General features: G+C 71.1%; 25 protein-coding genes. 7 read left to right on the forward strand and 18 right to left on the reverse strand.

What is annotated here, in order from left to right:
* Positions 1-8: 8 nt before the first annotated feature.
* Both Bra3105_RS13260 and Bra3105_RS13265 read right to left on the reverse strand, forming a co-directional pair.
* Positions 9-902 carry a cyclase family protein gene (locus Bra3105_RS13260; RefSeq protein WP_228357191.1) on the reverse strand — a complete coding sequence of 298 codons (894 nt, stop codon included), beginning with the start codon at positions 900-902 and terminating at the stop codon, positions 9-11.
* Positions 899-2,620 (reverse strand): FAD-dependent monooxygenase, encoded by a 1,722-nt coding sequence (locus Bra3105_RS13265; RefSeq protein WP_228357192.1) that lies wholly within the window; start codon positions 2,618-2,620, stop codon positions 899-901. The genes Bra3105_RS13260 and Bra3105_RS13265 overlap by 4 nt, the downstream gene beginning before the upstream one ends.
* Before the next feature lie 29 nt (positions 2,621-2,649).
* On the opposite strand from Bra3105_RS13265, the gene Bra3105_RS13270 reads away from it, so the two are divergent.
* Entirely contained in the window at positions 2,650-3,162 is a 513-nt protein-coding gene (locus Bra3105_RS13270) for a MarR family winged helix-turn-helix transcriptional regulator (RefSeq protein WP_228357193.1), read from the forward strand.
* Positions 3,163-3,333: 171 nt separating this feature from the next.
* Here Bra3105_RS13270 and Bra3105_RS13275 read toward each other — a convergent pair whose 3' ends face one another.
* From Bra3105_RS13275 to Bra3105_RS13285, 3 genes are read right to left on the reverse strand one after another with little or no spacing between them, the layout of a single operon-like run.
* Positions 3,334-3,648 (reverse strand): DMT family transporter, encoded by a 315-nt coding sequence (locus Bra3105_RS13275; RefSeq protein ID WP_228357194.1) that lies wholly within the window; start codon positions 3,646-3,648, stop codon positions 3,334-3,336.
* Complete coding sequence (locus Bra3105_RS13280) at positions 3,648-4,157, reverse strand: DMT family transporter (RefSeq protein ID WP_323188823.1); 510 nt, start codon at positions 4,155-4,157, stop codon at positions 3,648-3,650. The genes Bra3105_RS13275 and Bra3105_RS13280 overlap by 1 nt, the downstream gene beginning before the upstream one ends.
* Positions 4,157-4,696, reverse strand: coding sequence for a TetR/AcrR family transcriptional regulator (locus Bra3105_RS13285; RefSeq protein ID WP_200502212.1), 540 nt, complete (start codon positions 4,694-4,696; stop codon positions 4,157-4,159). The genes Bra3105_RS13280 and Bra3105_RS13285 overlap by 1 nt, the downstream gene beginning before the upstream one ends.
* A gap of 205 nt (positions 4,697-4,901) precedes the next feature.
* Here Bra3105_RS13285 and Bra3105_RS13290 point away from each other — a divergent pair, with 205 nt between their 5' ends.
* A complete protein-coding gene (locus Bra3105_RS13290; protein WP_228357195.1) occupies positions 4,902-5,930 on the forward strand; it encodes an acetylserotonin O-methyltransferase in 1,029 nt (342 codons plus the stop codon).
* A 251-nt stretch (positions 5,931-6,181) separates the two neighbouring features.
* Positions 6,182-7,459 carry a GmrSD restriction endonuclease domain-containing protein gene (locus Bra3105_RS13295; RefSeq protein WP_228357196.1) on the forward strand — a complete coding sequence of 426 codons (1,278 nt, stop codon included), beginning with the start codon at positions 6,182-6,184 and terminating at the stop codon, positions 7,457-7,459.
* A 108-nt stretch (positions 7,460-7,567) separates the two neighbouring features.
* Here Bra3105_RS13295 and Bra3105_RS13300 read toward each other — a convergent pair whose 3' ends face one another.
* The 4 genes from Bra3105_RS13300 to Bra3105_RS13315 form a co-directional block, all read right to left on the reverse strand.
* Positions 7,568-7,975 (reverse strand): hypothetical protein, encoded by a 408-nt coding sequence (locus Bra3105_RS13300; protein ID WP_228357197.1) that lies wholly within the window; start codon positions 7,973-7,975, stop codon positions 7,568-7,570.
* Between the two features lie 181 nt (positions 7,976-8,156).
* On the reverse strand, positions 8,157-9,419 hold the full coding sequence (locus Bra3105_RS13305; protein ID WP_228357198.1) for an MFS transporter: 1,263 nt from the start codon (positions 9,417-9,419) through the stop codon (positions 8,157-8,159).
* 89 nt (positions 9,420-9,508) lie between these two features.
* On the reverse strand, positions 9,509-9,967 hold the full coding sequence (locus Bra3105_RS13310) for a GNAT family N-acetyltransferase (RefSeq protein WP_228357199.1): 459 nt from the start codon (positions 9,965-9,967) through the stop codon (positions 9,509-9,511).
* A gap of 59 nt (positions 9,968-10,026) precedes the next feature.
* Positions 10,027-10,467 (reverse strand): hypothetical protein, encoded by a 441-nt coding sequence (locus Bra3105_RS13315; RefSeq protein WP_228357200.1) that lies wholly within the window; start codon positions 10,465-10,467, stop codon positions 10,027-10,029.
* A gap of 303 nt (positions 10,468-10,770) precedes the next feature.
* Here Bra3105_RS13315 and Bra3105_RS13320 point away from each other — a divergent pair, with 303 nt between their 5' ends.
* The 4 genes from Bra3105_RS13320 (at position 10,771) to Bra3105_RS13335 (ending at position 13,710) form a co-directional block, all read left to right on the forward strand.
* Entirely contained in the window at positions 10,771-12,348 is a 1,578-nt protein-coding gene (locus Bra3105_RS13320) for an SPFH domain-containing protein (RefSeq protein ID WP_228357201.1), read from the forward strand.
* 130 nt (positions 12,349-12,478) lie between these two features.
* Positions 12,479-12,796 carry a hypothetical protein gene (locus Bra3105_RS13325; RefSeq protein WP_228357202.1) on the forward strand — a complete coding sequence of 106 codons (318 nt, stop codon included), beginning with the start codon at positions 12,479-12,481 and terminating at the stop codon, positions 12,794-12,796.
* Positions 12,793-13,068, forward strand: coding sequence for a hypothetical protein (locus tag Bra3105_RS13330; RefSeq protein WP_228357203.1), 276 nt, complete (start codon positions 12,793-12,795; stop codon positions 13,066-13,068). The genes Bra3105_RS13325 and Bra3105_RS13330 overlap by 4 nt, the downstream gene beginning before the upstream one ends.
* Positions 13,069-13,395: 327 nt before the next feature.
* Positions 13,396-13,710, forward strand: a complete 315-nt coding sequence (locus Bra3105_RS13335) for a 4a-hydroxytetrahydrobiopterin dehydratase (RefSeq protein ID WP_228357204.1) — start codon at positions 13,396-13,398, stop codon at positions 13,708-13,710.
* 158 nt (positions 13,711-13,868) lie between these two features.
* Here Bra3105_RS13335 and Bra3105_RS13340 read toward each other — a convergent pair whose 3' ends face one another.
* From Bra3105_RS13340 to Bra3105_RS13380, 9 genes are all read right to left on the reverse strand, one after another.
* Entirely contained in the window at positions 13,869-15,257 is a 1,389-nt protein-coding gene (locus tag Bra3105_RS13340) for a hypothetical protein (RefSeq protein WP_228357205.1), read from the reverse strand.
* A complete protein-coding gene (locus Bra3105_RS13345) occupies positions 15,254-16,468 on the reverse strand; it encodes a TerB family tellurite resistance protein (protein ID WP_228357206.1) in 1,215 nt (404 codons plus the stop codon). Before Bra3105_RS13345 ends, Bra3105_RS13340 begins: the two co-directional genes overlap by 4 nt.
* A 151-nt stretch (positions 16,469-16,619) precedes the next feature.
* The gene (locus Bra3105_RS13350) at positions 16,620-17,462 is read right to left on the reverse strand and encodes a GIY-YIG nuclease family protein (RefSeq protein WP_228357207.1); all 843 of its coding nucleotides are present in this window, start codon (positions 17,460-17,462) and stop codon (positions 16,620-16,622) included.
* 286 nt (positions 17,463-17,748) lie between these two features.
* Positions 17,749-19,503 carry a DEAD/DEAH box helicase gene (locus tag Bra3105_RS13355; RefSeq protein WP_228357208.1) on the reverse strand — a complete coding sequence of 585 codons (1,755 nt, stop codon included), beginning with the start codon at positions 19,501-19,503 and terminating at the stop codon, positions 17,749-17,751.
* Positions 19,504-19,583: 80 nt separating this feature from the next.
* Complete coding sequence (locus tag Bra3105_RS13360; RefSeq protein WP_228357209.1) at positions 19,584-20,681, reverse strand: M20 family metallopeptidase; 1,098 nt, start codon at positions 20,679-20,681, stop codon at positions 19,584-19,586.
* Positions 20,682-20,773: 92 nt separating this feature from the next.
* Positions 20,774-21,448 carry a DUF1028 domain-containing protein gene (locus tag Bra3105_RS13365; RefSeq protein ID WP_228357210.1) on the reverse strand — a complete coding sequence of 225 codons (675 nt, stop codon included), beginning with the start codon at positions 21,446-21,448 and terminating at the stop codon, positions 20,774-20,776.
* Positions 21,445-21,888: a RidA family protein gene (locus Bra3105_RS13370; protein ID WP_228357211.1), complete on the reverse strand. Its 444-nt coding sequence runs from the start codon at positions 21,886-21,888 to the stop codon at positions 21,445-21,447. Before Bra3105_RS13370 ends, Bra3105_RS13365 begins: the two co-directional genes overlap by 4 nt.
* Positions 21,885-23,342 (reverse strand): flavin-containing monooxygenase, encoded by a 1,458-nt coding sequence (locus Bra3105_RS13375; RefSeq protein ID WP_228357212.1) that lies wholly within the window; start codon positions 23,340-23,342, stop codon positions 21,885-21,887. The genes Bra3105_RS13370 and Bra3105_RS13375 overlap by 4 nt, the downstream gene beginning before the upstream one ends.
* Before the next feature lie 89 nt (positions 23,343-23,431).
* The gene (locus tag Bra3105_RS13380; RefSeq protein ID WP_228357213.1) at positions 23,432-24,802 is read right to left on the reverse strand and encodes an MFS transporter; all 1,371 of its coding nucleotides are present in this window, start codon (positions 24,800-24,802) and stop codon (positions 23,432-23,434) included.
* Positions 24,803-24,959 lie beyond the last annotated feature (157 nt).

Consider the following 24,959-nt stretch of genomic DNA (forward strand, 5'->3'; position numbering starts at 1 on the left):
GGCCCGGCTCAGAACACCGCGATCGGATTCACCGCGAGCCCCGTCGTGCCGAGGATCCGCGGCGGGGCGAGGACCAGCATGAAGCTCCAGCGCTGGAGGTCGGCGCAGGTGCGGGCGAGGTCGTCGAGCCGGGCGACGTCCACGAGCGGCATGCCCAGGCGCCCGAGCGCGACCTGGTGCATCGGCATGGGGAGGGTCGGCGGGTGGGCATCCCCGATGTCGCCCACGTAGACCGCGGCGCCGTGCGCGTCCAGCCATGCGACGGCGCTCAGATCGAGCCCCGGCGCGGGCGCGGTCATCGACGCGCTCAGGTCCCAGTTCCCGCGCACCACGATCGCGTCGCCCGCATGGACCTCGGCGCCCTGCCGCTCGAGCGCGGCGTCGAGATCGCCGCCGCCGATCCGGTCCTCGGCGGTGAGCGGTGTGCCCTCCGGTGCCAGGTCGAGCAGGACGCCGCGGGTGATGATCCCGCGGGTGAACGGGTCGGCCGAGCCGTGGCGCACGCCCCCGGGGGTGACGGCGTCGGCGAGCGGCACGCCCGGGTAGATGCAACCGTCCACGGGGATGTGGGCGAGGGCGTCGAGGTGCGTCAGGCCCACGTTGTGCGTGTTGACCAGCAGCGAGTCGGTGGTCGCGACGGGTGTGAAGCCGTTGAAGTTCACCGTCTGCATGACGGGCGCGGGGCTCGTCGACGGCGTGCCGAAGGGCGAGAGCCCCGTGGTCAGCGGCGCCGGTGAGGTGGGGCGCGCGAGGCTCACCGAGGTGCCGTCGCGCACCTCCGCGGCGGCGCGGGCTCGTGCCGCGTCGTCGATGAGGTTCAGGGTGCCGAGCTGGTCGTCCTCACCCCATCGGCCCCAGTTGGAGGGCAGGTCGTCGTGGGCGGAGGCGGCGTTCGGGCTCATCGGCGTCCTCCTGCCCTCACGTGCTCGAGTGCCGTCTGCAGCGCCTCGTCGCCGACGCCGCGAGCGCTGAGGTAGCCGTCGGGGCGCACGAGGATCCACTCGTCGTCGCCGAGGGCCAGGGTGTCCCTGACCAGCGCATCGGCGTCTGGGATGCGGTGCGCAGCGCCGCGTGCGGAGGGAACTGTGGCGCCGTGGGGTGCACCGGGATCAGCGGGGCCGTCCGCTGCGGATCCGTCGCGGCCGACGAGCGTCACCGTCTCGAGCCAGTCGGGAAGCCCCGCGGCATCGGCGGCGCCTCGCGCGTCCTCGCGGACGACGAGGTGCCAGGCCGGGGTGCGCAGCGCCGCGCGCAGCATCGTCCAGCCGGGCGACTGCGCCTGGTGGGCCCAGACCTGCGTGATGCGCTCCCCGGGGCGCGGGCCCGTCGGACCGTCGGGCGCGTGGGTCGGGACGGACTCGCCCGACGCGAGGGTCAGTGCGCCGCCGGAGTAGTCGATCGCGAGGCCGGACATGCCGCGGATCAGGCCGCGCTCGAACTGCTCGTGCCTGCGCTCCGCGTCGACCGTCGCCTCCGCCGTCGCGCTCGTCGGGTCGTCGACCATGACGGTCGCCATCACGCTGCTCGTCGAGGCGAGCAGCGCCTGGCCCACCGGCACCCGCTCCGCGTCGTAGGTGTCGAGCAGGGCGGCATCCGCCTGGCCGTGCAGCACCATGGCGAGCTTCCAGGCGAGGTTGTAGGCCTCCTGGACGCCGGTGTTCAGCCCCTGTCCGGAAGCGGGGGAGTGCACGTGGGCTGCATCGCCCGAGACGAAGCAGCGGCCCACGTGCATCGCGGGCACCGCGCGCTGCTGGATCGTGAAGCGGGAGACCCAGCTGGGCGGCTCGACGTCCGTCTCGCGGTCGAGCGCCTGTGTGAGCTTGCTGCTGAACTGCCGGGCGATCTGCGCAGGGTCCGACGGATCGCCCTCGCCGGTCGTGTCGAGCAGTCGCCACTCCCCGGCCTCCGTGAACGGGAAGAGCATGAGGGCGCCGCCCTCGGGGAACATCCAGTGCACGCCGTCGCGGGCGACGTCGGTGTGCACGATCGCGTCGGCGATCAGCCAGGTGTGGGCGGACTCGCCGGTCAGCGGCAGATCGAGTGCCTTGCGGACGGTTGAATGTCCGCCGTCGCAGCCCCACAGGTACCGGGCGCGGACGGTCTCGGTCGTGGCCGACGCGGTGCTCTGCGGGATGCTCTCCGCGGTGCTCCCCGCGTCGGTCCCGGAGGCGGGATCTGGCTGGCGGCCGAGCACGGCGGTGACGCCGTCGGCGTCCTGCTCGAAGGACTCGAGGGTCGTGCCCCACTCGATCTCGACACCGAGCATCGCGGCCGCGGCACGCAGCGAGCGCTCGATGATCACCTGGTCGACGTTGAGCATGAAGGGGAAGCGCGTGGCGAGGTCACCGAAGTCGAAGTCCAGACGGTTGATGCCCTCCGCCTCGTGGCGGACGAAGGCGTTGACGCGCGTGCCGTGAGGAGCGATCTCGCCGAGGATCCCGATCTGGTCGTAGACCTCCAGACTGCGTGCGTGCGCCCCGAGGGCCCGGCTCGTCGTGGCCGGTCCGCGCGCGGCATCCACGAGCCGCACGGACACTCCCGAGCGCGCCAGGTTCACCGCCGCCATGGGGCCGACGGGCCCGGCGCCCGCCACGAGGACATCGACATCGTGATCAGTCATGTGACTTCCTGCCTCCTCCAGTGTTAGCTATGCTGACACTGGCAGTGTTCCACCAGGAGGACGAGAGGGCAATGCACAGCGAGACGCAGCAGACATCCGCAACGGGCGGCGACGCGCTCCCACTGCTCGCTCTCCTGCAGCACGGCCTGCGCGTGCTGACCGACGAGTTCGTGCAGCGCATGGCGGCCGCCGGCATCGACCCCATCACCCCTGCGCACGCGATCGTACTCATGCACCTGGGGCAGGAGTCCCCGCTGACCGTCGCCGAGCTCGCGCGGCGGGCCGACGTCACCCGCCAGACCATGCACCGCGCGGTCATGCAGCTGGTCGACGAGGGGATCCTGACCAGCGCGCCGGGAACGGGCTTTCCTCGCAGCACGCTGATCGGGCTGACGGCGGCGGGTGAGCAGCGCCGCGATCTCGCGCGCGGCATCCTCGATGAGCTCGATCGCGAGCTCGCGGAGGAGGTCGGCCAGGGCGTCGTCGAGGAGTTGCGCGGAGCGCTGGGGCGGGCGTGGGGGAGAGTCGCTTCCGGCGAGTGATCACGCGGCCCCGTCGGTCGCCGACGGGACGTGGGCGGACCTCTCTGCCGTGGGTGGCAGAGGGGTCGCGTATACGCCGGTCGGCGACACGGCACTGCGGCGCCGCCGCACTCCCGAGACGCCGCACTCCCGAGCCGCCGCACTACGAGCCGCCGCACTGCCGTGCGAGGCCTACGCGGCCCCGGTCTCGATCAGCAGCACCCCGCCGATGATGAGGGCGACACCCAGCCCCATCAGCCAGGTGAACGGCTCCTTGAAGACAACGCGTCCCAGCAGCGCGGTGAGGGCGACGCCGGCGGCCACCCAGATGCCGTAGGCGGCGCCGAGCGGAATGCCGTGGGAGAGGGCGAGCGAGAGCAGGGTGAAGGCGGAGACGTAGCCGAGCGCGACGCCCGCGTACCAGGGGCGTCGATCGACGGCCAGACGCAGTGACATCGTCCCGAAGACCTCGGAGACGATCGCGCCCACGAGCAGCATCCAGGCCATCAGCGCTCCCCATCCTGCGTGGTATTGCCGATCGCCCCGTCGAGCTGACCGCCGGGGACGCCTGACTCGAGGCCGACGCCGGACTCGGGGCCGACGCCGGACGCGGGCTGAGCCGGCGAGCCCAGCTCCACGCACAGCACCCCCGCGATGACCAGGACGATGCCGATGATCATCGGCGCCGTGAGCGGCTCACCGAAGAGGACCAAGGACATCATCGCGGTCAGCGCGACGCCGGAGGCGCCCCAGACCCCGTAGGCGACGCCGAGCGGCATGCCCTCGCGCAGCACGAGGGCGAGGGCGATGAACGCCCCCAGGTATCCGATCAGGACCACGGCGTAGAGGGCGGGCTGCTCGAGAGCGCCCTTGAGGGACAGCGACGCCGTGACCTCCGTGCCGATCGCGAGGAGCAGGAACATCCAGCCGCGCGAGGTCGCGCCCGAGGTGACGTCCGAGGCCGCATCCGAGGTCGCATCCGAGGTCGCGCCCGAGGTCGCGCTCTCCTCGGCCATCACTCGCGGGCCCCCTCGTCCACGAGCTCCATGGCCAGGGCGAACAGCTCCTCGCGCTCGTCGTCCCGCACCGTGGGGATGTCGAGCGAGGCGTTGAACCAGGCGCCGTCGGCCAGGAGTCGGGCGGCCCGCAGCGCCGCGCGGCTGCGCGGGCTCCCCTCGAGCTCGAAGCCGAACCACGGGTCGAGCCTGCGCGACCACTGCTCGCACAGCATGTCCCGCAGCTGCGCATCGGCGATGAGCGCGAGGTCGCTGTGCGCGAACTCCCCGCGCAGGGCGTGGGACACGTAGGCGCGGAGGCGGTCGGCAGGATCGTCGACGTCGGCGCCCTCCTGCTCCAGGCGCTCCTGGAGGTCCGCCTCCCAGAGATCCACGATGCGATCGACGACGGCGACGAGCAGCTTCTGCTTGGTGCCCACGTGATGGACGACCCCCGGTTTGGTCAGCCCGGTCTCGCGGGCCACGGCGTCGAGGGTGAGCGGCTCGTGCTGCGCGAGCACGGCGATCGCGGCGTCCAGGACCTCGGATCTCGTCGGCATCCGAGCAGACTACCTACCATCCGTATGGTCGGTCCACATCGCGGCCCGTCGAACGTCACCGAGATCCTGGCGACTCCGCCGCCGGAGGGAACGTCTCGCGACCATGGCGGCATCAGGCGGACGCGCAGGAGACCGGCATCGCGCGAGGTCTTGACTCTGTTCCGACCACACGGTCTCGGATGGCGTCACTCGACAAGGAGGACGCATGACTGCCACCGAGAAATACGCCGCCGAGGACCAGCGGGCGATGATGTCGACGATCACCGGGTTCTGGGTCAGCCAGCTCACCGCCACGCTGGCCCATCTCGAGATCGCCGAGCACCTGCACGACGGTCCGAAGACCGCCGCCCGGATCGCCGAGCTCGCGGGGAGCGACCCCCACGCCACCTTCCGGCTGCTCCGCGCCGCCGTGGATCCCGGGCTCGTCAGCCACGAACCCGAGACCGACTGCTTTGCCAGCACCTCGCTGCTGGACCGTCTGCGCGCCTCCGCGCCGGACTCCCTGCGGAACGTCGCACTGGTCTGGAACGCACCGCTGCACTGGCAGGCCTGGGGCCGCTTCACCGAGTGCGTGCGCACCGGCGAGAACCAGGTGAGCTCCGCCGTCGGCCGATCGACCTTCGACTTCCTCGCCGAGAACCCCGTGGAGGCGGACCAGTTCAGCCGCGCGATGGCCGAGCTGTCCACGCCGACCATCCGCGAGGCCGTGGTCGCGATCGAGGCGGGGCCGGGCACCACGATCGTCGACGTCGGCGGCGCCACCGGGGCGTTCGTCCTGGGCATGCTGGCCGAGCACCCGGGGACCGAGGGCCTCGTCCTCGACCTCCCGCACGTGACCGCCGCCGCGGAGCGGGAGATCGCGGCGCGCGGGATGCAGGAGCGATGCCGGGCAGTTCCCGGCGACTTCTTCGAGGCGGTCCCCGAGGCCGACCTGTTCCTGGTGAAGTTCGTCCTCCACGACTGGGGCGACGACGCCTGCATCCGGGTTCTCCGGCAGTGCCGGCAGGCCATGAGGCCCGGCGCCCGCGTGGTCGTGGTCGACATGGTCACGGGCACGCCCGACGATCCGGGCACAGCCGCGCTGATGGACCTCAACATGCTGGCGATCGCTCCGGGCGCGCGCGAGCACGATCTCGCCGACTTCGACCGCTTCTTCGCCGCCGCCGGCCTGGTCCGCACGGCCACGACCGAGCTGTCGCCCCCGTACTGCGTGCTGGAGGCCGAAGCGGTGTGATGGCACCCGCGGGTCGGGCCCCACCCTCATTCGGGGCCTGCCCGGTGCCCTCTTCCTGGGCGTGCCGAGCGCGCGCCGGATCGTGACCCATTCGAGACCGTCCAGGTGACGCACGCACTACCCGCTGAGCAGCAGACTCGCCGACACTGAGCCTGAGGGGACCACCCCGCATCGACGACGCTGCGGGAGCACCGATGCCGGTGCTGCGGCGACCTCTTCCTCTCCTCGGCTCTTCTCCTCGAAGGACTCTGATGGCTCCTCGTCTCGGCGCGGTCACCGACAAGTTCACCGGCACCAAGAAGGTGGGCGTCATCTCCGCGCTCTCCTGCTGCGGCTGCGGCGGCCTCGCATTCCTCCTGCTCATGACGCTCGGCGTTATCGGGGTGTTCGTCGCGCCGACGACGCCCACCACCCCGGGCGACGACCCCACGGTGGTCGCCCAGTCCGCCGACCGCGAGGCCCAGGCGTCGCAGGAGGCCGCGCCGTCGGCCTCTGAGTCGGCGACCCCGACCGAGACGCCGAGCGCGAGCACGACGCCCGATGCGTCGACGGCGGCGAACACCACGACCGCGCAGTCGACGTCCCCCAGCGCGTCGGCGACCCCCGACGCCTCCACGGCGCTCGGCATGCTGGAGACGCTCGAGGTGAAGGGGCGCGCCCCCAAGACCGGCTACGACCGGGACCTGTTCGGCTGGCGCGACGACGTCGACCACAACGGCTGCGACACCCGCAACGACGTGCTGCGCCGGGACCTGTCCGACGTGGTGCTCAAGCACGGCACCGACGGCTGCGTGGTGCTCTCCGGGACGCTCAGCCCCTCGCCCTACAGCGGTGACGACGTCGCCTTCGACCAGCAGGACGACAACTCCCTGGACATCGACCACCTGGTCGCGCTCTCCGACGCCTGGCAGACGGGCGCCTCGGGCTGGGACGAGGAGACCCGCCACGCGTTCGCCAACGATCCGCTGAACCTGGTGGCCGTCGAGAGCGGCCTGAACAGGAAGAAGGGAGACGGCGACGCCGCCACCTGGTTGCCTCCCCGGAAGGCGTACCGCTGCGAGTACGTCGCCCGGCAGATCGCCGTGAAGGCGGAGTACGACCTGTGGGTCAAGCCCGCCGAAAAGGACGCGATGCGCGCGGTGCTCGAGGGGTGCGAGGACACGCCGGCGTTCGCCGGGGCCGTCGCCACCCCCGACCGCTGGGAGGGCGACAACGCCCGGGAGGCACCGGCGCCGACGAAGAAGCCCGCGACGTCCTCGAAGAGCTCCGGCTCCTCGTCGAAGGAGTCGTCGAGCTCGAAGAAGCCCTCGTCCTCGAAGAAGTCGTCGTCGAAGAAGCCTTCGTCCTCGACGTCGTCGAAGTCCTCGTCGGGCTCGTCGAAGACGTCCTCGAGCTCGTCGGGCTCGGGGAGCACGTATTACAAGAACTGCGACGCGGTGCGGGCCGCCGGCAAGGATCCGATCTATGCGGGCGAGCCGGGCTACTCGCGGAAGCTGGATCGCGACGGCGACGGCGTCGGCTGCGAATGAGGAAGGGCGCGGGACCACTCGGTGGTCCCGCGCCCTCGCCCTGCGGTGCAGGGCCCTGCGCCGGTGGGATCCTGCACGGCAAGATCCTGCGCCGTGACGACGCCGGCGTCAGCGCACCTGGTCCACCAGGTGGTCGCCGTGCATGTTCGTCGAGGTCTTCACGCCGATGGTCATCTGCGCGTCGGTCTCGGTGTTCGCGTACGTGACGTAGACGTGCCCCGCGGCGCCCTCGGCGTCCAGGCGCTTCCAGTGCTTGGCGGCGGTGGCGTGGTCGACGAGGTCGGCGCGCGCGCTGCTGGTCGTGTCGCGCTGCAGGTCGATGTCGTCGCCGGCGCCGAACTCCCGAACCGTGCGGTCCGCGTAGGCGACGGGGCTGGTGGTGCTCTGCTCGCTCTGGGTGGTCTCCGAGCCCTGGGTGGGGTCGGCGGTGGTCGGCGCGGCGAGCGCGGCGGGGGCGCTGAGCGCTCCGGCGAGGCCGACGGTGGCGACGATGGCGAGCTTCCGAGTGCGGGTCATGCTGGATCAGACCTTCCTTCGCGGTGGCGAGATGCCCCGGGGAGGGAAGAGTCAGGATGTCCGACCCCGTGCATCATGCACTGTCGTTGACCCACTCTTTGCCTACGTTTGACTTGTTGTCAAGCGCCGGGCACGGCACGTGGACGCCCGCGCGGATGCTGCGCAGATGCTCGCGCGGATGCTAGAGCGCGTCGGCCGCCGTACTCGACGCGCGGCGATGCACCCCGTACGAGATCCCCACGATCCCGAGCCCCAGCACGGCGAGCAGCATGCCCGTCCACGCAGGGGCGAGCAGGCCCCAGCCGGCGGCGAGTACCGCGGCCCCGAGCGCCGCGCCGAGGGAGTTGCCGATGTTCAGCGCCGAGTGGTGCAGGGAGGCCGCGAGCGAGGGCGCATCGGGCGAGGCGTCGAGCAGGAACAGCTGCAGGGACGGGCCCATGAGCTGGGACGTCACCGCGATCACGAAGAGCATGATCATGCCCGCGACGGCCCAGTGCGCGACGAGCGCGAACACCGCGAAGCTCGCCGCCATGCCCACCAGGCCCAGGAGGATCGTGCCGTAGATCGAGCGGTCGGTGAGGCGCCCGGCGACGATGTTGCCCACGGTCATGCCGACGCCGAAGACGAACAGCGCCACGGGCACGGCGCGCTCGGGGAGCCCCAGCACGCCGGGCACGATCTCACCGATGTAGCTGTAGACGGCGAACATGCCGCCGAAGCCGATCGCGCCGATGCCCAGGCCCAGCCACACCTGCGCGCGCCGCAGCGCCCGCAGCTCGCCGAGCATCGAACCGGTCGTGCCGGACCCCTCGGGCTCGGGCACGAGGCGCCAGATCGCGAGCGTGCTCGCGAGCGCCAGGACCACGACGATCCAGTAGGCGGCGCGCCAGCCGACGCTCTGGCCGAGCGCCGTCGAGGCGGGCACCCCGAGCATGGTCGCGATCGTCAGGCCCAGCATGACCTTGGAGACCGAGCGGGCGCGCCGGCCGGGAGGGGAGAGACGGGAGGCGACGAGCGCGGCGACGCCGAAGAAGGCGCCGTGGGGGAGTCCGGCGATGAAGCGCGCGACCGCGAGGATCGAGAACGTCGGGGCGATCGCAGAGATCAGGTTCCCCGCGCCGATCAGCGCGATGAGCAGCACGAGCAGCCGGGCGCGCGGCATCCTCGCGGCGGCGATCGTCACCACGGGCGCGCCGATCACCACGCCCAGCGCGTACAGAGTGATGAGCATGCCGGCCTGCGGGACGCTCACCTCGACCGAGCGCGCGATCTGCGGCAGCAGTCCCATCGAGGCGAACTCGGTGGTGCCGATCGCGAAGGCTCCGAGGGCCATCGCGAGGATGACCAGGCGCAGACGCTCGGGCGCGAGCGGGGCGGGTGACAGGGTTCCGGTCGGCGGGTTCTGGGGCGACGGGGTCTGGCTCGACGGGGAGGGCGGGGTCACGGCATCTCCAGCGGAACGGGGCGGATCATCGCTGCCGACGCTGGGAGCGGTGGGGACCGATCGATCGTATAGGCCCGCGGCCGGACGCGTCAGGCCGCGGTCAGCGGACGCGACCAGGCGACCTCCCGCTCCAGCTGGCCCGTCTCCCGGAAGAGCCGCACCTGATGGGTCTCCGCGAGGGCCGCGGCGAGGTCCTCGCAGCGCGCGGGGGCGAACCCCAGGCCCTGCCAGAACGGTCCCGACCGGCGGCTGAACAGCCAGGCGGTCCGCGCGCCCTCCTGCGCCGCGCGCTCCAGGGCGAAGCGCGCGAGCGCGGTGCCGCGGCCGCGCGAGCGGTGCGTGGGGCTCACGGCGACGCTGCGGATGAGCGCGTGGCGGCCGTCGGCGCTGATCTCGAAGCCCGTGCTCGCGACGATCGCGCCGTCCTCATCGCGCTGAGTCCACAGCCGGACCGTCGGCGCATCCAGGCCGCTCAGGGTCAGATCGACCTCGCGCAGGAACGTGGTGAGCGCCGGCGCGTCGGCCGCGGTGCGGGGGTGAAGATCCATCCGAGCGAGTACATCAGGGGACGCGGGGGACGCCTGCGCCTGTCCAGCCGTCGACACGGTCAGCGCCCCGTCTGCCGCACCGCCACATGCACGACGGGCTCGTCCTCCTGCCCGACCACGACGACGAACGCCGCCGACCCCTCGACGCCCTCGGCGATGCGGTCGCCCTTCTTCTGCGTGCCATCCCCCAGGCGCTCGGTCGCCGCAGCCATGTCGTCCTTGAAGGCGCGGGACTCGATGCCGTCGGGGAAGTTGTCCGCCACCCATGCGTCGATCACGTCGGCGGGGCCGGAGAAGGTGACGACCCTGCTCCACGCCTCGTCGCCCTTCAGTGGAGCGTCGGCCACGGAGGCCTCCAGATCCGGGGCGCTGAGGCCCGCAGCGTCGAGCACGGTCTCGGCATCCATCTCGGTCTCCTCGGGGTCGGAGTTCCCGCAGGCGGCCAGCAGCATCGTGCCGACCGCGAGGGGGAGCAGGGGGAGAAGAGCTCGTCGTCTCACGTCACGGACCCTTCCGAGTGCTGGGCGGAGGATGACCCGACCAGGTCGTGCTCCCGGGCGAGGCGGCTGCGCATCCGACGCCGAGCTGAACGCGCGGAGCGGTTGGGTGTCCGCTCCCGAGAATCCCGACATCGTCCCCTCGCAGCGCCGCTTCCTGATCTGCCCGTGCCGACGTCAACCTACGGCTCCCGACACCGCCGGTCCATGGGGACTTCTGCCCATCCACAGGTGCTCTCGGCCCCGTCCGTCGGCACGGATCCATGGGATCCTTGCCCTACTGTCCCCTCCCCAGAAGGAACTCCCATGGGAAGCACATTCCTCGGCATCGGGATCGCAGGCTTCATCGCCGTGGTCGTCGTCGCCCTCCTCGTCATCGCGGTGATCGCGTTCTTCCTGGTCCGCGGATGGATCAAGGTCGCGCGGGCCGACGAGGCGCTGGTCATCTCCGGCAAGAGCCAGAAGAACGAGGACGGCTCCACGTCCGCGACCACGGTGGTCGTCAACGGCAAGGCGATCGTCAACCCGATCACCCAGCGCCACGAGGTCATCTCGCTGCGCCAGCGCCAGGTGAACATGCGCGCGGAGGCGCAGTCCTCGGACAACGTCACCCTCGCCGTCGAGGCCGTGGCGCTCGTGAAGATCGGCTCGGACCGCGAGCTGGTGCGCCGGGCGGCCGAGCGCTTCGCCTCCCAGGACGAGGCCATCGAGTCCTTCACCCAGGACCAGCTCGAGGGCGTGCTGCGCGGCGTGATCGCCCAGCAGTCGGTCATCTCGCTCATGCGTGACCGCAAGGTCTTCTCCGAGCAGATCGCCGAGACCGTGATCCCCGAGCTGCGCGAGCAGGGCCTGATCCTCGACTCCTTCCAGATCCGCGGGATCACCGACGGCGTCGGCTACATCCAGTCTCTCGGCGCCCCGGAGATCGAGGACAAGCGCCAGGCGGCCGAGATCAGCCAGACCAACGCCGAGCGCGCCGTCGCCAAGGAGCGCATCCGCAACGAGGAGCAGAACCTCGTCGAGCAGCAGGCGCTGGACACGAACAAGGCGAATGCGCAGGCCGAGGTCGGCCGCGCGCAGGCGCAGGCCGAGCAGGCCCAGGCCCTGGCGGGGGAGAAGTCCCGCCAGGAGGTCCTCCAGCAGCAGGCGGAGAACAAGCAGGCGCAGCTGGACGCCGACGTCAAGCGCGTCGCGGACGCCGAGCTCTACCGCAGGCAGAAGGACGCGGAGGCCGCCGCGTTCGAGCAGCGCCGCCAGGCCGAGGCCCGCGCCGAGGTCGCCGAGGCCGACGCCCGCGCCGTGAAGCTGCGCGCCGAGGCCGACGCCGAGTCCCAGCGACTGGCCGGTGAGGCCCGCGCCGACGCCATGCGCGCCGAGGCCGAGGCGCTGCGCGAGAACCAGGAGGCGCTGCTCGCCCAGCGCGTCGTCGACCAGCTGCCCACCCTCATGGAGACCTTCGCGAAGGGCTACGCGCAGATCGGCGAGATCACCGTGGTCAGCTCCGGCGGCAACGACGGCGACGTCGCCGGCAAGCAGTTCTCCGGCGAGTCCGCCGGGGCCCTGCGCGGCGTCTTCGACACGGTCGAGGCGACGCTGGGCCTCAGCATCCCCGACCTCATCCAGGGCCGCGTGGCCGGCGAGGCCCAAGGCCGCGCCCAGGGCGCGGCGCTCGGGGAGGCCCTGCGAGGGCAGGGCGCGAGCGGGACGGGCGGATCGCACCGTGCCGGTGGGGCCGGTGAGGCCGGCGGGGCCGGTGCGGCCGGTGGGGCCGCGGGGAACGGCGGGAGCAGCGAGCCGCGGCCGACGGGCGACATGGGAGTGCAGACCGTGGACGAGGCTCCGACCTCGGCGCGCCCGGAGCAGAATGGGGCGGGCACCGACTGATCGGTCCGCCGGGCGCCGCGTTGCTGCGGGCCCGGCGACACCGTCGTTCCATCCGCCATCGCCCGGCGACGCCGCCGGGGCAGAAACCGCCGAGGCAGACACCGCCGCCCCAGCCCGAGAGGACGCACCCGTGGAACTCATCTCCGTCGCCGGCCATCCGGAGCCGGTCCCCGCATCGGCCGCCGCCGAGCGGATGCTGCGCGACCGCCTCGAGACGGCCCGCGAGTCCCGCGGTCAGCAGGCGGCCGACGGGCTCGAGGTGCTGGTCGGCGAGAGGATCGGCGTGCTGCTCGGGGGAGGGATGCCCAGCATCGACGTCGCCACCATGCGCGCGATCGTCGACCACGTGGAGCTGCCGTCCGAGGACGAGGACGAGCCCACCGGGATCAAGGGCGCCTTCCAGGGGTTCAAGGACAAGCTCGCGCAACGGGGAGGGCCCGCGCGATGAGCGGGCTCGGGAACGGGGCGGCGGACGCCTCGAGGAACGGACAGGCCCAGTACGGCTCGCAGCCCACGGCGCCGGACGGTTCGCAGTACGCGTCGGGCGTGCCCGGACCGGAGGACCCGGAGATGCAGGAGCGCGCGCGGCGCGCCTCGCGCACCAGCCCCTACAGCATCTGGGACCTGTTCCTGGTGCCCTGGTCCGCGATCGCCTGGGTGGGCCGCGGGATCTGGTGGCTGATCAAACTGCCGTTCCGGGTGCTGAGCATCTTCGACTGACGAGGCGGAGCGTGGGGTCAGACCTTCGACTGCTTGCTGCGCGTGCCGATCACCCCCGCCACCAGTGAGACCGTGACAGCCGCGACGATGAGCCTCGCGGCGATCAACGGGACGACCACTCGGCGAAGAACGGTCGTACCCGAGGCGCAGAACCGGGCCACGCCCCGCCGGAAGCCCGTCCGCCCCGACCAGTCGCGCGACGTCGGCCGATTGCTCGGTGCCTCCGCCCACGGTGTCCGAGGCAGCTGCGATGCGCTCGACCAGGTGCGGGCACATGGACCGGCCGGAGGGGTGGCCCTCGTGGATCCGGAGGCGCACGATGGACACATGGCCGATCCGAAGAAGACCCTGACCGCATCGGAGATCAGCGAGGCCGCCCCGGAGGGGTGGACGCTCGACGGCGAGCAGCTCACCGCCCGCTTCGCCACGGGCGACTTCGCCACCGGTCTCGCCCTCGTCGACCGCATCGGCGCGTCGGCGGAGGAGGCGAACCACCACCCGGACATCGTGCTGACGTATCCGGAGGTCACGGTGACGCTGTCCAGCCACGACGTCGGCGGCATCACCTCGCGGGACATCGACCTCGCACGGGTGACCAGCGGGCACGCGGAGGCGTTGGGCGTCGCGGTGGGCGAGGGGTGACGCAGGTCGCTCCTGTCACGTCGATCGTCAGGCTCGGGACGGACGCAGGGGGCGTCGACCGCTGCGGAGACGGCGGATAGAAAGCGGAGAGCACGAGTCTCGGGAGACACAGAGCCCGCCATCTGCAGAGCAGGAGATCCGCGCGAATCGGCGGAGGTTCAGAGACCGCTCGCCAGTTGCGCCCATGTCTCCTCGAGCCCGCGCGCGATTCGGCGGTCGCGAGCCGAGGACTCGCGCAGCCACGCGAGAGTCGTCGGCCCCATGGCGAGGATCTGCGAGTAGTTCAGGGCCAACGGGTTCATGCCGAACAGCACGCCGGTCTTGAGCAGTGTGCCCGACGTTGCGAGGGAGTGGCCCATCAGCAGCATGGAGCGCAGTTTGAGCGTCTCGCGCTTGCGCTGGGCCGGGTCGATCCCTCGGGCGAAGCCGTCGAGCAGCCAGTAGGCGTGGATGATCAACTCGACAGTGCCGGGGACGACGCCCATCGAGAAGCAGTGCCGCAGGTCGTAGCCGTGCGTGTACATGAACCTCGCGACGTCGGTCCAGGGCACCTTCACCCCGGACGGGCCGAGCGCGAAAGGCGACGCGACGGTGCCGAGCTGAAGCAGGGAGAACAGGGGAGCGGGCAATCCCGCGGGGGTGTACACGTCCGAGAGCAGATGCCGGATCTGCATCAGGAGCGCAGAGATGAGATCGACCGGGTCGCTGCCGGTGGCCACCTGCACGACTGTCCCCGCCTTGTCGACGTACGTGCCCGAGCCGTGCATGATGTCCGCGACGCCGCAGAGGAAACCGAGCAGGGGGTCATGCCCGAAGCTCTGCAGTCGGTGCGTCGCAGGCCGCATCCCGTCCACCAGCCCGCCGGTGGCGGCGTTCGTCGCCGCGTCGTACGGGACCTTCGCCGTGGCTTCGAACCGGCGCAGGAACCGTGCATGGATCGACGCGGCCCGTTGCTTGTCCTGGAGCCAGCCGGTGAGCGGTGAGCCCGATCGGCTCCGGCCCAGAAAGCGGGTATCGCGTGGGATCCGCACGAGCACGATGTCCAGGAGCGTGGCGATCGCGCCCGCGGCGAGGACGACGCCCCAGTCGCTGCTGCGCCAGGAGACGTCCCCGTGCTCGCGGGAGAAGGTTTCCAGGGAGGAAGCGATCCGGGAGTCCGGGAGGACCTGCTGCAGAGGGTCTCGGGTGAGGTCGATGCCGAGACGTTCGAGGTGCGCTTCGGCCCGTCGGGAGAGCTGCTCGACATCCGTCTCGCGGATCGTCTCCGGCACCGGGTAGCGCGGGGCGGACGGTTCGGTGGGATCGGGGCCGGTGGGCAGGTCTGCTCGTCGCTCGCCCTGCACCTGGATCCCGAGGGCCGCGAGCCGTGCGCGCACGGCATCCATCTCGGAGGACGTCTCGCGCAGGGAGCGCGCCACGCTCTCCTCCCGGAGAAGGACGTCCTCGAGATCGACGTCGATCTGATCGAACAGTCCGCGCAGCCGGCCGAGCGTCACGTCCTGGTAGGCGACCGCAGTGGACGCGCCGGCGAGGGGACGGGGTGTCATGCGCCGGCCGCCTGCTCCTCGACGGCCGTCTTGCTGGCCTGGAGGTCCGCGAGCGCCATCTGGAAGGCCTCGAGGTCGCTGCGGAGATCGGCCAGGCTCTGCTCGTTGGCCGTGGTGCGCGCGAGCTGCTGCTCCATCCGACGGGCGAGGACGCCGATGTCGTCGGTGAGGTCGGCGATCGCTCGCTGGTGCTGACCGATCACCTGCTGCATGAGATGTTCGCGCCGAGTGTCGCGGCTGCGCTCGTTCGTGCCGAGCACGTACCGGGTGCCCTGGTGGACGAGCACGCCGAGGATCACGACGGTGCCGATCCCGGTCATCATCGAACTCAGACCCAGGACGCCGCCGAACCCGAGTGCTGCCAGGCCCGACGTGATCCCAGCTGCGCCGAGTCCGGTCACGCTGCCGGCGAGAGAGATGGCCGCGATCGGCGTGCCGAAGGCGGCGGCCTTCGCGGCGATGTCCTTCGTCGCCGTCTCGAACTGGCTGGTGGTGATGCGCCCGGCCAGGAACTCGGATTCCTTCTCGACGAGACGCTCGATGGACGCCACCAGGTGCGGCCCCCGCTCATCGAAGATCCTCGAGGCGACCTCGTCGATCATCGCGCGCTCGGTGTCGCTGACGGCTCCGTCGGAGAGCGCAAGACGCACCATCTGGTGGACGACAGCAGTGGCGACGGCCTCTCGATGCCCGTCGGCGATGTCGTCGAGGAAGGCTCCGGGGGCGTGCCCGGCGTCGAGGACGTCGTCGCGAGGCGGGGTGCCGACGGGCGAGTGCTGGGCAGCGGCGATGAGCCCGCGAAGCTCGGTCCGTGCCTCGGGCGCCAGATCCATCGTGGTGAGCAGCAGGTACAGCGCAGAGATCTCACTGGGGTGCAGCGCGCCGTCGGCCCGCGCGAGGGCCACGAGTTCCCGACAGAGGCTCAGCTTCACCTCGGCAGACAGCTCCGACGGCGTGATCTCCGCTCGACGTGCGCGATCGCGGGAGAGCGGAAGCCTCTTCAATGCGTCGGAGGCGGTGGATTGGGCGGTGCCGGCCGCGGTCTTCACGTGAGCACTCGTCGTGCTGGCCGCCTCGACCAGCCGTGAGCGCGCTGCGCGGGTGGTCGTCGCGAGGCGTGACTGCGCGGCCGCACCCGCGTCGGCGGCACGTCGTCGCGTCTTCTCCGCGGACCGGATCGCCGTGGGCGGCGTCTTCTCGATGTCGTTCATGGCTCCCCTTGTTCCCCTGGGGAAAGGATAGTGAGGGAGGGGGACAGAGCTGGAGCGAGGCCGGTGCCCACACTCGTGCCGTTTCGGTACGTCGAGTCTTCAGTGCCGACTCGTCACCGAGCACCGTGTACAGCTCGTCGCCCAGTGATGCTCAGTTCCGGTTCAGCCCGAAGCTGCGCGACATGAGAGCGTCCTTGAAGTGCGCCTCCGAGAGGTCGACATCCGACTTCGGAGTGTCTGGACCGAAGACACGAAGGATGCTGAACTGGAACGATGCGGCGCGTTCGATATCTCCTGCCAGCAGCTCTCGAAGCCCGATGTTGTCCCCATGGCATGTCTGGGCGTACCGGCGCCACCTACCGAGAATCCGTTCGGTGCCGTCCGCCTTGCCGACGTAGTGCTTGCCCGTCAACCGGTCGGTGATGAGGTATATCCCCTGCACAGCGCTGAGTGCGTGCTGCCATTCTCGGTATCGAGAGCTTTCAACCATCTCCTGCAGTTCACTGAAGGTAATGATCACGCGGTCGAATCCGGGGAATGGCACGGGAGCAGGATCGGAAATTTCCACGACTGGGAAGTGTGCCGCCGTAGCTCCCTTCTTGGCCCAGTTGATGGTGTCACCCGACCACGTCACCACGAGGCGCTGTCGCAGCGTGTTGAGCAGGTCAGAAGGGCGGAGATCGAAGTAGCGATGCTCCTTCGTCGCCTCGGCGGAAACGGGCCCATGATTCTCGTAGGCGGTGAGGAAACGTGAGCGACGGCGTCCATCCGCTATGAACACCAGCCACAACGGAGGCGGCGTCATGCCGACCTTGTTTCTAGGCTGTTGACGGCGGGTATAGGCGAGGACCTTGTCCGGCGTCAGATCGTCGGTGCCTGATAGCCCGCTTGGAGTGAAGGTGTGGCGGACGGCGAGCACGTCGTCCACCTGCGTGCTGGCGGCGGCCAGGATGGTGCCCAAAGTGAGGTGGCCGGTTCGATCTGTTCCTGTCATGTGCTGTGTGAACTCCTGAACGCGTCCGGTGAGGATGTGACGGGGGCGATATGCAAGCGTGGGAGCAGGTCTGAAGCGTAAGGCACGGTCGCCTCGAAAGGGGAATTGCCCGTCATGGCGCGAATACCGCGAGGCGCTCGTCTCCGAGATTGGGGCGCTGACTCGGCTTTTCCTGCCCCAGGGGCTCCGAGTGTCGCACTGAAACCGACTGATGTGGTCCGCGGGCACAGCGCCTGCAACTGACCTCGGCCGGCACTTAGTGGTCAGAGTTCGCCTGCCGCTCGGGTTAGTCCGCACGCTCCGTCAGACTCCCCGCAGGCAGCCAATCCGCCCCGAGCAGCTGGGCGACGTCGGCCAGCTGCTCGGTATCGCCGCCCACGGTGTCCGACGCCGCGGCGTTGCGCTCCACCATCACCTTGCTGACCTGCTCCTCGACGGTGTCCTGCGCATAGGCGATGTGCCAGGGGGAGACCTGGTGGTCGCGGTGGGTGCGGCCGGTGACCTGCCGGCCGGCGATGCCCGAGAAGCGGGCCTGGTGGAAGACGCCGACGCGCGGCTCCGTGCTGGCCTGCCGACCATCGGGCAGGGACTCTCCGGCGTGGAGGCTGATCGAGGCGACCGAGGTGAACACGCAGACCTTCGCCTCGCCCCTCTGGAACCGCAGGCGCTCGGCCTCGACGTCGAACCGATCCCGTCCGAAGATCGTCGCGACCTCCAGGCCCGCATCCTGCAGACGCTCGGTGATCGGGTCTGCCGCGGTGCCCACGAACTCGACGGAGCATGCCACCTGCCGCTCCGCCTCGACCTGCTGGGCGATCCAGGCGACCGTGGAGTCGACGCGGATCAGGCCGGCCTTCTGGCGGAACCTCAGCAGGGCCGCGCGGCCCTTCGCGGTGTTGCGTCCGCGCCGGGCGAGGTCCATCTCGCGGCAGAACTCGCCCCATTCGGCCTCGTACGCGGAGCGCTCGGCCTGCGTGAGCGCCACCGGCATTCCCGAGATCGGCACAGGTCCCCAGGGCGCGGCGCGGTGCAGCATGGCGGGCGGCTGCGCGTCCTCGAGCCAGGTGCGCACCCGCGCAAGATCCTCGGCTCGGCGTGCAGGGTCCGTCGTCCAGGTGGCGCCGTAGCGCCCGCGCTCCAGGGCGATCCCGTGGCGTTCGAGCGCATCGGCGAAGGACGCGTCGGTCTTCGACGCCGAGGTCCACTCCTTCATCGGCTCGTCGTGCACCTGCGCGTAGGCAGGAGCGAGATAGGGCAGCTCGAGCGGCGTGTGGCCGGGCGTCGCGGTCGTCGCGATGACGAACGGCGCCGCATCGTGTGACTTCGTGTGCCCCGAGATCTTCGCCCAGAGCTTCCAGCGCTTGGTGGTGGTGCGGCGCAGGGCGTGCGCCTCGTCGGCGATGATCACGTCCCAGTCGTAGTCGGCGACCTTCTCGAGGCGGTCCCAGGTGATGACGACCCACTCGAGGCCGCTGTCGCCGAGGGCGGTGATGGTGCGGCACCAGTGGCCGATCGTGATCGCCGCCGGGCGGTCCGCTACCACGAGCACGCGCTGAGCGTCGCGCAGGGATCCCACCGCGCTCGCGCCGAGCACCGCGGAGATCGTCTTGCCGACGCCCGGCTCGTCGGCCAGCAGGAACTGCCGGCCGCCTGCCGCGGCGCGCTCGGCGATCGCGTCGGCCGCTTCGTACTGGTTCTGCCGGGGTTCGAAGTCCTCGGCGGGTTCGGGGATCGGCGCGGGGGAGTCGGGGTTGAGGGTGTTCTCGAGGAATCGGCCCAGGGTGTGCGGGCCGGGTGCGTAGGGCGCCAGGTGCGCAGGGAGGGTTCGGCCGACGTGCAGGTGCATCCGGACTGCGGGATGCCAGGACGCGCCCTCGACCTGGGTGCCGTAGGGGACGTCGAGGACCCAGGGGCGCTCGCCGGGGCCGACGAAGGGGAGTTCGCGCGGTGTGCTCCGCGAGCTCTTCCGACGCGAAGAGCTGCCGCCCCTGCGTGAGGTGCCACTGCGTCGACGGGTGCTGGATCGACGGGAAATGGCCACCGTGCGAGGGTACCGGGCCATGCGGATGAACTCAGCGAGCGCAGCGCCGGGTGGCCGGTCGCACGGGAGGATCGACGACGTCAGCGTGCCCCGCCCGCTAACGCCTCCACCACGGTCTGTGCGAGGAGCACCGCACCGTCTCGGACCGCCTGGTCCGCCGCGGGTGTGGCGGCGGCGTCCGCGAACTCGGGCTGATGGTTCACGGCGGGCAGGGAGTCGATGCCGAGGTACGGATGGATCGCCCGCACGTGCTGGGACACGTTGCCCATGTCCGTCGACGCTGTCGCCATGCCGCGCGGTCCGTCCTCCGCAAGGTCCATGTCCCGCCCCTGCGCGGCGGCGAGACGAGTGAAGATCTCGGCGAGTCCGAGGTCGTTCCGGAACTCGGCATAGCGGGGGCTGGTCTCCCGCAGCTCCCAGGAGCATCCAGTCGCGAGCGCCCCGGCCTCGAAACAGCGCCGGACGCGCTCGAAGGCGACGTCCAGCTCCTCGAGGGTGTCCGCGCGCACGTACCAGGAGCCTCGGGCGCTGCCGGGGATGGCATTCGGGGCGGTGCCCGCCTCCTGGACGACCCCATGGACGCGGAGGGAATCGGGAAGCTGCTGGCGCAGCAGGCCGATGGCGACCTGGGCGACCGTGAACGCATCGGCGGCGTTCACGCCGAGGTGAGGGTAGGCGCCCGCGTGCGAGGCCGTCCCCCGGTACTCGACGTCGAAATGGGCGACGGCGCGAGGCCTGGCGAGGACGGCGTCCGCCGGTCCCGGGTGGATCATCAGGGCTGCCTCGAGGCCGTCGAAGCACCCGGCCTCGAGCATCGGGATCTTGCCGCCCCCGCCCTCCTCCGCCGGGGTGCCGATGACCCGGATCCGCAGGTCCAGATCGCGTGCCACGGACTGCAGGGCGTGGGCCGCGCCGAGCGCGGCGGCGGCGATGACGTTGTGGCCGCAGGCATGGCCGAGCCCCGGCAGGGCGTCGTACTCGGCGACCAGGCCGATGGTCCTCGATCCTGTGCCGTGCTCGGCGGTGAAGGCTGTGGGCAGGCCTGCCGCACCCCGCGTGACCTCGAACCCCCAGGACTCCAGGCGGCCGGTCAGCAGCTCGGCGGAGGCGTGCTCATCCCAGGCGGTCTCCGGGTGGGCATGGAGCGCGTGGCTGATCTCCAGGAGTGACTCGCGCATGCGGTCCACATCCGCCTCGACCGAGCGCAGAAGCGCAGGTGGAGCGCCGGGCGCGGACGCCGCGTCCGCTGCGGGCGGGTTCGTCCCCGACTTCATTCGTCTCCCGGGACGCCGTAGGACGGGGCCGCCGTGGGATCGAGGGCGCGCACACGGTAGTCCGCCTTCTGGGGCATCCACAGCTCGAGCAGCCGGCCGATCTCCGCCAGTGGGTCATCCGCGTCGTCGACGCGCAGGTCCGTGGTCCGCCAGGGCACGTCCTCGACGACTGCGAGGCCGGCGGAGCGGATCGAACCCGCCTCGCCCCCGGCGTCCACCGCGGCGCGGAAGGCGGCCAGCAGGCGGTGCTCGAGGGCCTCGCCGACGCTGGCCTCGAACGCCTCGACCATTGCGGGGATCACGGACTCGTCGGCGAGCAGGTTCCCGGCGGCGACGCACTGGTCGCCCAGGGCGCTCGCGCGAGTGCCGAGCGCGTGCGGGCCGGAGTGCTCGGCGGTGCGACCTGAGGCGTCGACCACGGTGAGCTGCCGATAGTCGGCATGCGGCTCCGTCGCGAGGACGGCGTCGAGGCCGGCGCCTGCGGGAGCGCCCGCCTCGAGCTGGTCGAGGACGGCGCTGCCGAGCGCCGGATTGGTGACGTTCTGGGAGGCCACGGCTCCGACTCCTGAGCGCAGGTGCAGGCAACGGGAGGCGACGGCGGGGCTCGAAGAGCTCACCACCATGCCCAGTGCTCCGGTGCGGGCGTCGCGGGCGACGATCGAGAAGGTCACCGGGCTGCCTCCTCGTGACCGTCGGCCGGGTCGCTGATCACCGCGGTGGCGTCGATCTCGACGAGCCATTCGGGGCGGGCAAGAGCGTCCACCACGAGACCGGTGGACACGGGGTGCACCCCCTTCAGCCAGCGGCCCATCACGCGGTACACGGTCTCCCGGAAGCGGATGTCGGTGAGGTACACGGTCACCTTCACGACGTCGGCGAGGCGGCTGCCCGACTCCCGCAGCAGCATGTCGATGTTGGCCATGGCCTTCTCCGCCTGGGCCTCGACGTCGCCGATGCCCACGGACTCGCGGGTGTCGAGGTCCTGCCCGATCTGGCCGCGCAGGTAGACGACGCCGCCGGCGACGACGGCCTGGCACAGGTCGTTGTCGAGGTTCTGCTCGGGGTAGGTGTCCTTCGTGTTGAAGGGGCGGATGCGCGTGTGCGTGGTCATCGGGTGATCTCCTCCAGAAGATGCTGAGCGGGGTCGGACGAGGCCGACGAGGGCGACGGGGCCGACGGGGTCGGCTCGGGCGACGAGGGCGATTCTGTCTGGGCGGACGCGGAAGACGTCGTCGGCGATCCGGCTGATCCGGCCGGCCCGGCCGAGGGGGCGTGCGCGGCCGGCGCGTACTGCGCGTACTGGCGCCGGGTGGCGATGTGGTCGGCGACGTGCATCGCGTCGTGCCAGGTGCCCCAGATGAAGCTGGACCCGCGGCGCGACAGCCACGGCAGCCCCAGGAAGTAGATGCCTGCTTCCGTGGAGACTCCGCGCAGATGAGCGGGGCGGCCGGTGGTGTCGAAGGCGTCGACCCGCAGCCACGTGAAGTCCTGCGCGTATCCGGTCGCCCAGATGATCGAGGTGATGCCGGCCTCGCGCGGATCGACGGAGCGCACGGGGTCGGTGACGCATGCGGGCAGGGGACCCAGGCGGTGCGCCTCTGGCTCCTCAGGAAGGTCCAGCCCGTTCGCCTCGACGTAGGCGTCGGCCTCCTCCAGGAGCTCCAGGAGGTTGGCGTCACCCGCGGTGATATTGCGATGGAGGTCGTCGGCGAAGCGGATCGTGCCGTCCTGCGAGGCCTCGGTGCGTCCCACCAGGGTGATGCCCGCGGCGGCGAGCGCCCGGAAGTCGACGGTGTGACCGCCGCGGGCGCCGCTGACGGCGATCGTGACGTGGTCGGAGTCCGGTGCGGTGGCGTCCCACTTGCCCAGCACGCCGAGCCACCAGACGAAGTCGCGGTCGCGGTAGCTGCGCGGCGGCCTGTCGTGCGGGCCGACGGACAGGTGCACCTGGCGGCCGCTCGCACGGAGCTCCTCGGCAATCTGAGCACCCGAGGAGCCGGCGCCGACCACGAGCACTCCGCCCTCGGGAAGCTGCTCCGGGTTGCGGTACGCCGCGGAGTGGATCTGGTGCGGCACCAGGTCCTCACCGATGATCCGCGGCGCGACGGGGACCTGGAACGGGCCGGTCGCCGCGATCACGTTGCCGGCTGCGATGGTGCCATGGCTGGTCTCGACGAGGAAGCCCGGGGCGCTCTCCCGCCGCGTCACGGAGCGCACCTCGACGCCGGTGCGGACCGGCGCGTCGAAACTCCGCGCGAAGGCGCCGAAGTAGTCGGCCATCTGGTCCTTGGTGGCGAACTCGTCGGGTCCGACGCCGGGGATCTCCATGTCGGGGAAGCGGTCGTGCCAGGCGGGGCCGTTGGCGACCAGGGAGTCCCAGCGGCCGTGGCGCCAGCGATCGGCGATGTCCGCCTTCTCCAGGACGATGTGGGGGATGCCCAGGCGGGTGAGATGGGCGCTCGCGGCGATGCCGGACTGTCCGGCGCCGACGATCACGACCTCCGTGGATTCGGTGGTGTCGCTGGAATCCACGGAACCCGTGGCCGTGGTGGAGGGGATGGGCATGAAGTCGGCCTCCTCAGGGAGATTGCGGTGCGGTGCGGTGAGGTGCGGAGAGGTGCGGTGAGGTGCGCTGCGGACGCTCGTCGTCGGACTCAGACGAGCGGGGCCGCGGGCGGAGGAGTCGGGAGTGCTTCGCTGCCCGGGACGGCGGACGGCGCGTCGGCCGGTGCGTCGGCCGCCCCGGCACGGGCGGGGCCCAGGTCCTCGTCCTTCATCAGGTCGATGCCGCGGGACTCGCGGATGGTGGCGACGGTGATGATGCCGACCACGCCCACGGCGGCGAGGAAGAACCCGGGCATCATCGTGCTGCCAGTGGCGTCGATCAGCCAGGTGAGCAGGTACGGGGCGGTGCCGGCGAACAGCGCAGCGGTCAGGGCGTAGGCGATCGACAGGCCCGTCTGCCGGGTGCGGGTCGGGAACAGCTCGACGACGGTCACCGCGTGGGTGCCCAGGATGATCGCGAGGATCAGGGCCAGTCCCATGGTGGAGACGAGCGCGGCCCAGGTGGTTCCCACCTGCATCAGGGCGAACAGCGGCACGGAGAGGACGGTGAGCGCGATCGCGGCGGTGAAGAGCACCGGGCGTCGGCCCACCCGATCCGAGGCGGCACCGGCGAGCGGCACGACGACGAGCGCGAGGGCTGAGCCGAGGGTCGACAGCAGTGCGGCGCGGCCGGCGTCGAAACCGAGGTTCACCTCCTGGTACGTCAGCAGATAGACCAGCACCACGTAGAACGTCACGTTCATGAAGATCTCCATGCCGCAGGTCTTGAGGAACTCGCGCCAGTTGGAGCGGAACACCTCGCGCACAGGGGAGGAGGAGACGGTCTCGAGCTCCTGCAGGGTGCGGAACTCCGGGGTGTCCTCGATACGGCGCCGGATGTAGAACCCGATGAGGCCCAGCGGGACGGTGATCAGGAACGGGATGCGCCAGGCCCAGCCGGTGATCTGCGCGCTGCTGAACACCGTCTCGAGGATCAGCACGCAGAAGGAGGCGAGCAGGAAGCCCAGCAGGCTGCCGAACTCCAGCCAGCTGCAGCCGAACCCGCGGCGCTTCGCGGGGGAGAACTCGCCCAGGAAGGCGGCGGCGCTGCCGAACTCGCCGCCGGCGGCGAGGCCCTGGACCACGCGGGTGATGATGAGAAGGATCGGCGCCAGGATGCCGATGGTCGCGTAGCCCGGGAGGACGCCGAGCACGAGCGTGGACAGGGCCATCGAGAGGATCACGACGGTGAGCGTGGTGGTGCGGCCCAGCCGGTCGCCGAGTCGGCCGAAGATGATCGCCCCGACGGGACGGACCAGGAACGAGATCGCAAAGACACCGAACGTGGCGAGAAGGCCCGCGGTGCGGCTCGCCTCGGGGAAGAAGACGGCGGAGATCGTGGTCGCCATGTAGGCGTAGACCGCCCAGTCGAACCAGTGGACGAGCACGCCGATCGATCCAGCGACGGTGCTGGTGCGCATGGAGCGAGGGTCGACCTGAACGCTGCGCGGGTCCGGGACGGCAGTGGCGGTCATGGTGATTCCCCTTCCTCGGGGGTGATGGGTCCGACCAGAATCGGGGCCGCCGAGGAATCTCGCAAATAGCCGAAAGCGGGGAAGTTCTTCTGTTCTTCAGATG

The sequence above is a fragment of the Brachybacterium halotolerans subsp. kimchii genome (genome assembly GCF_020792675.1).
GTDB lineage: Bacteria > Actinomycetota > Actinomycetes > Actinomycetales > Dermabacteraceae > Brachybacterium > Brachybacterium halotolerans.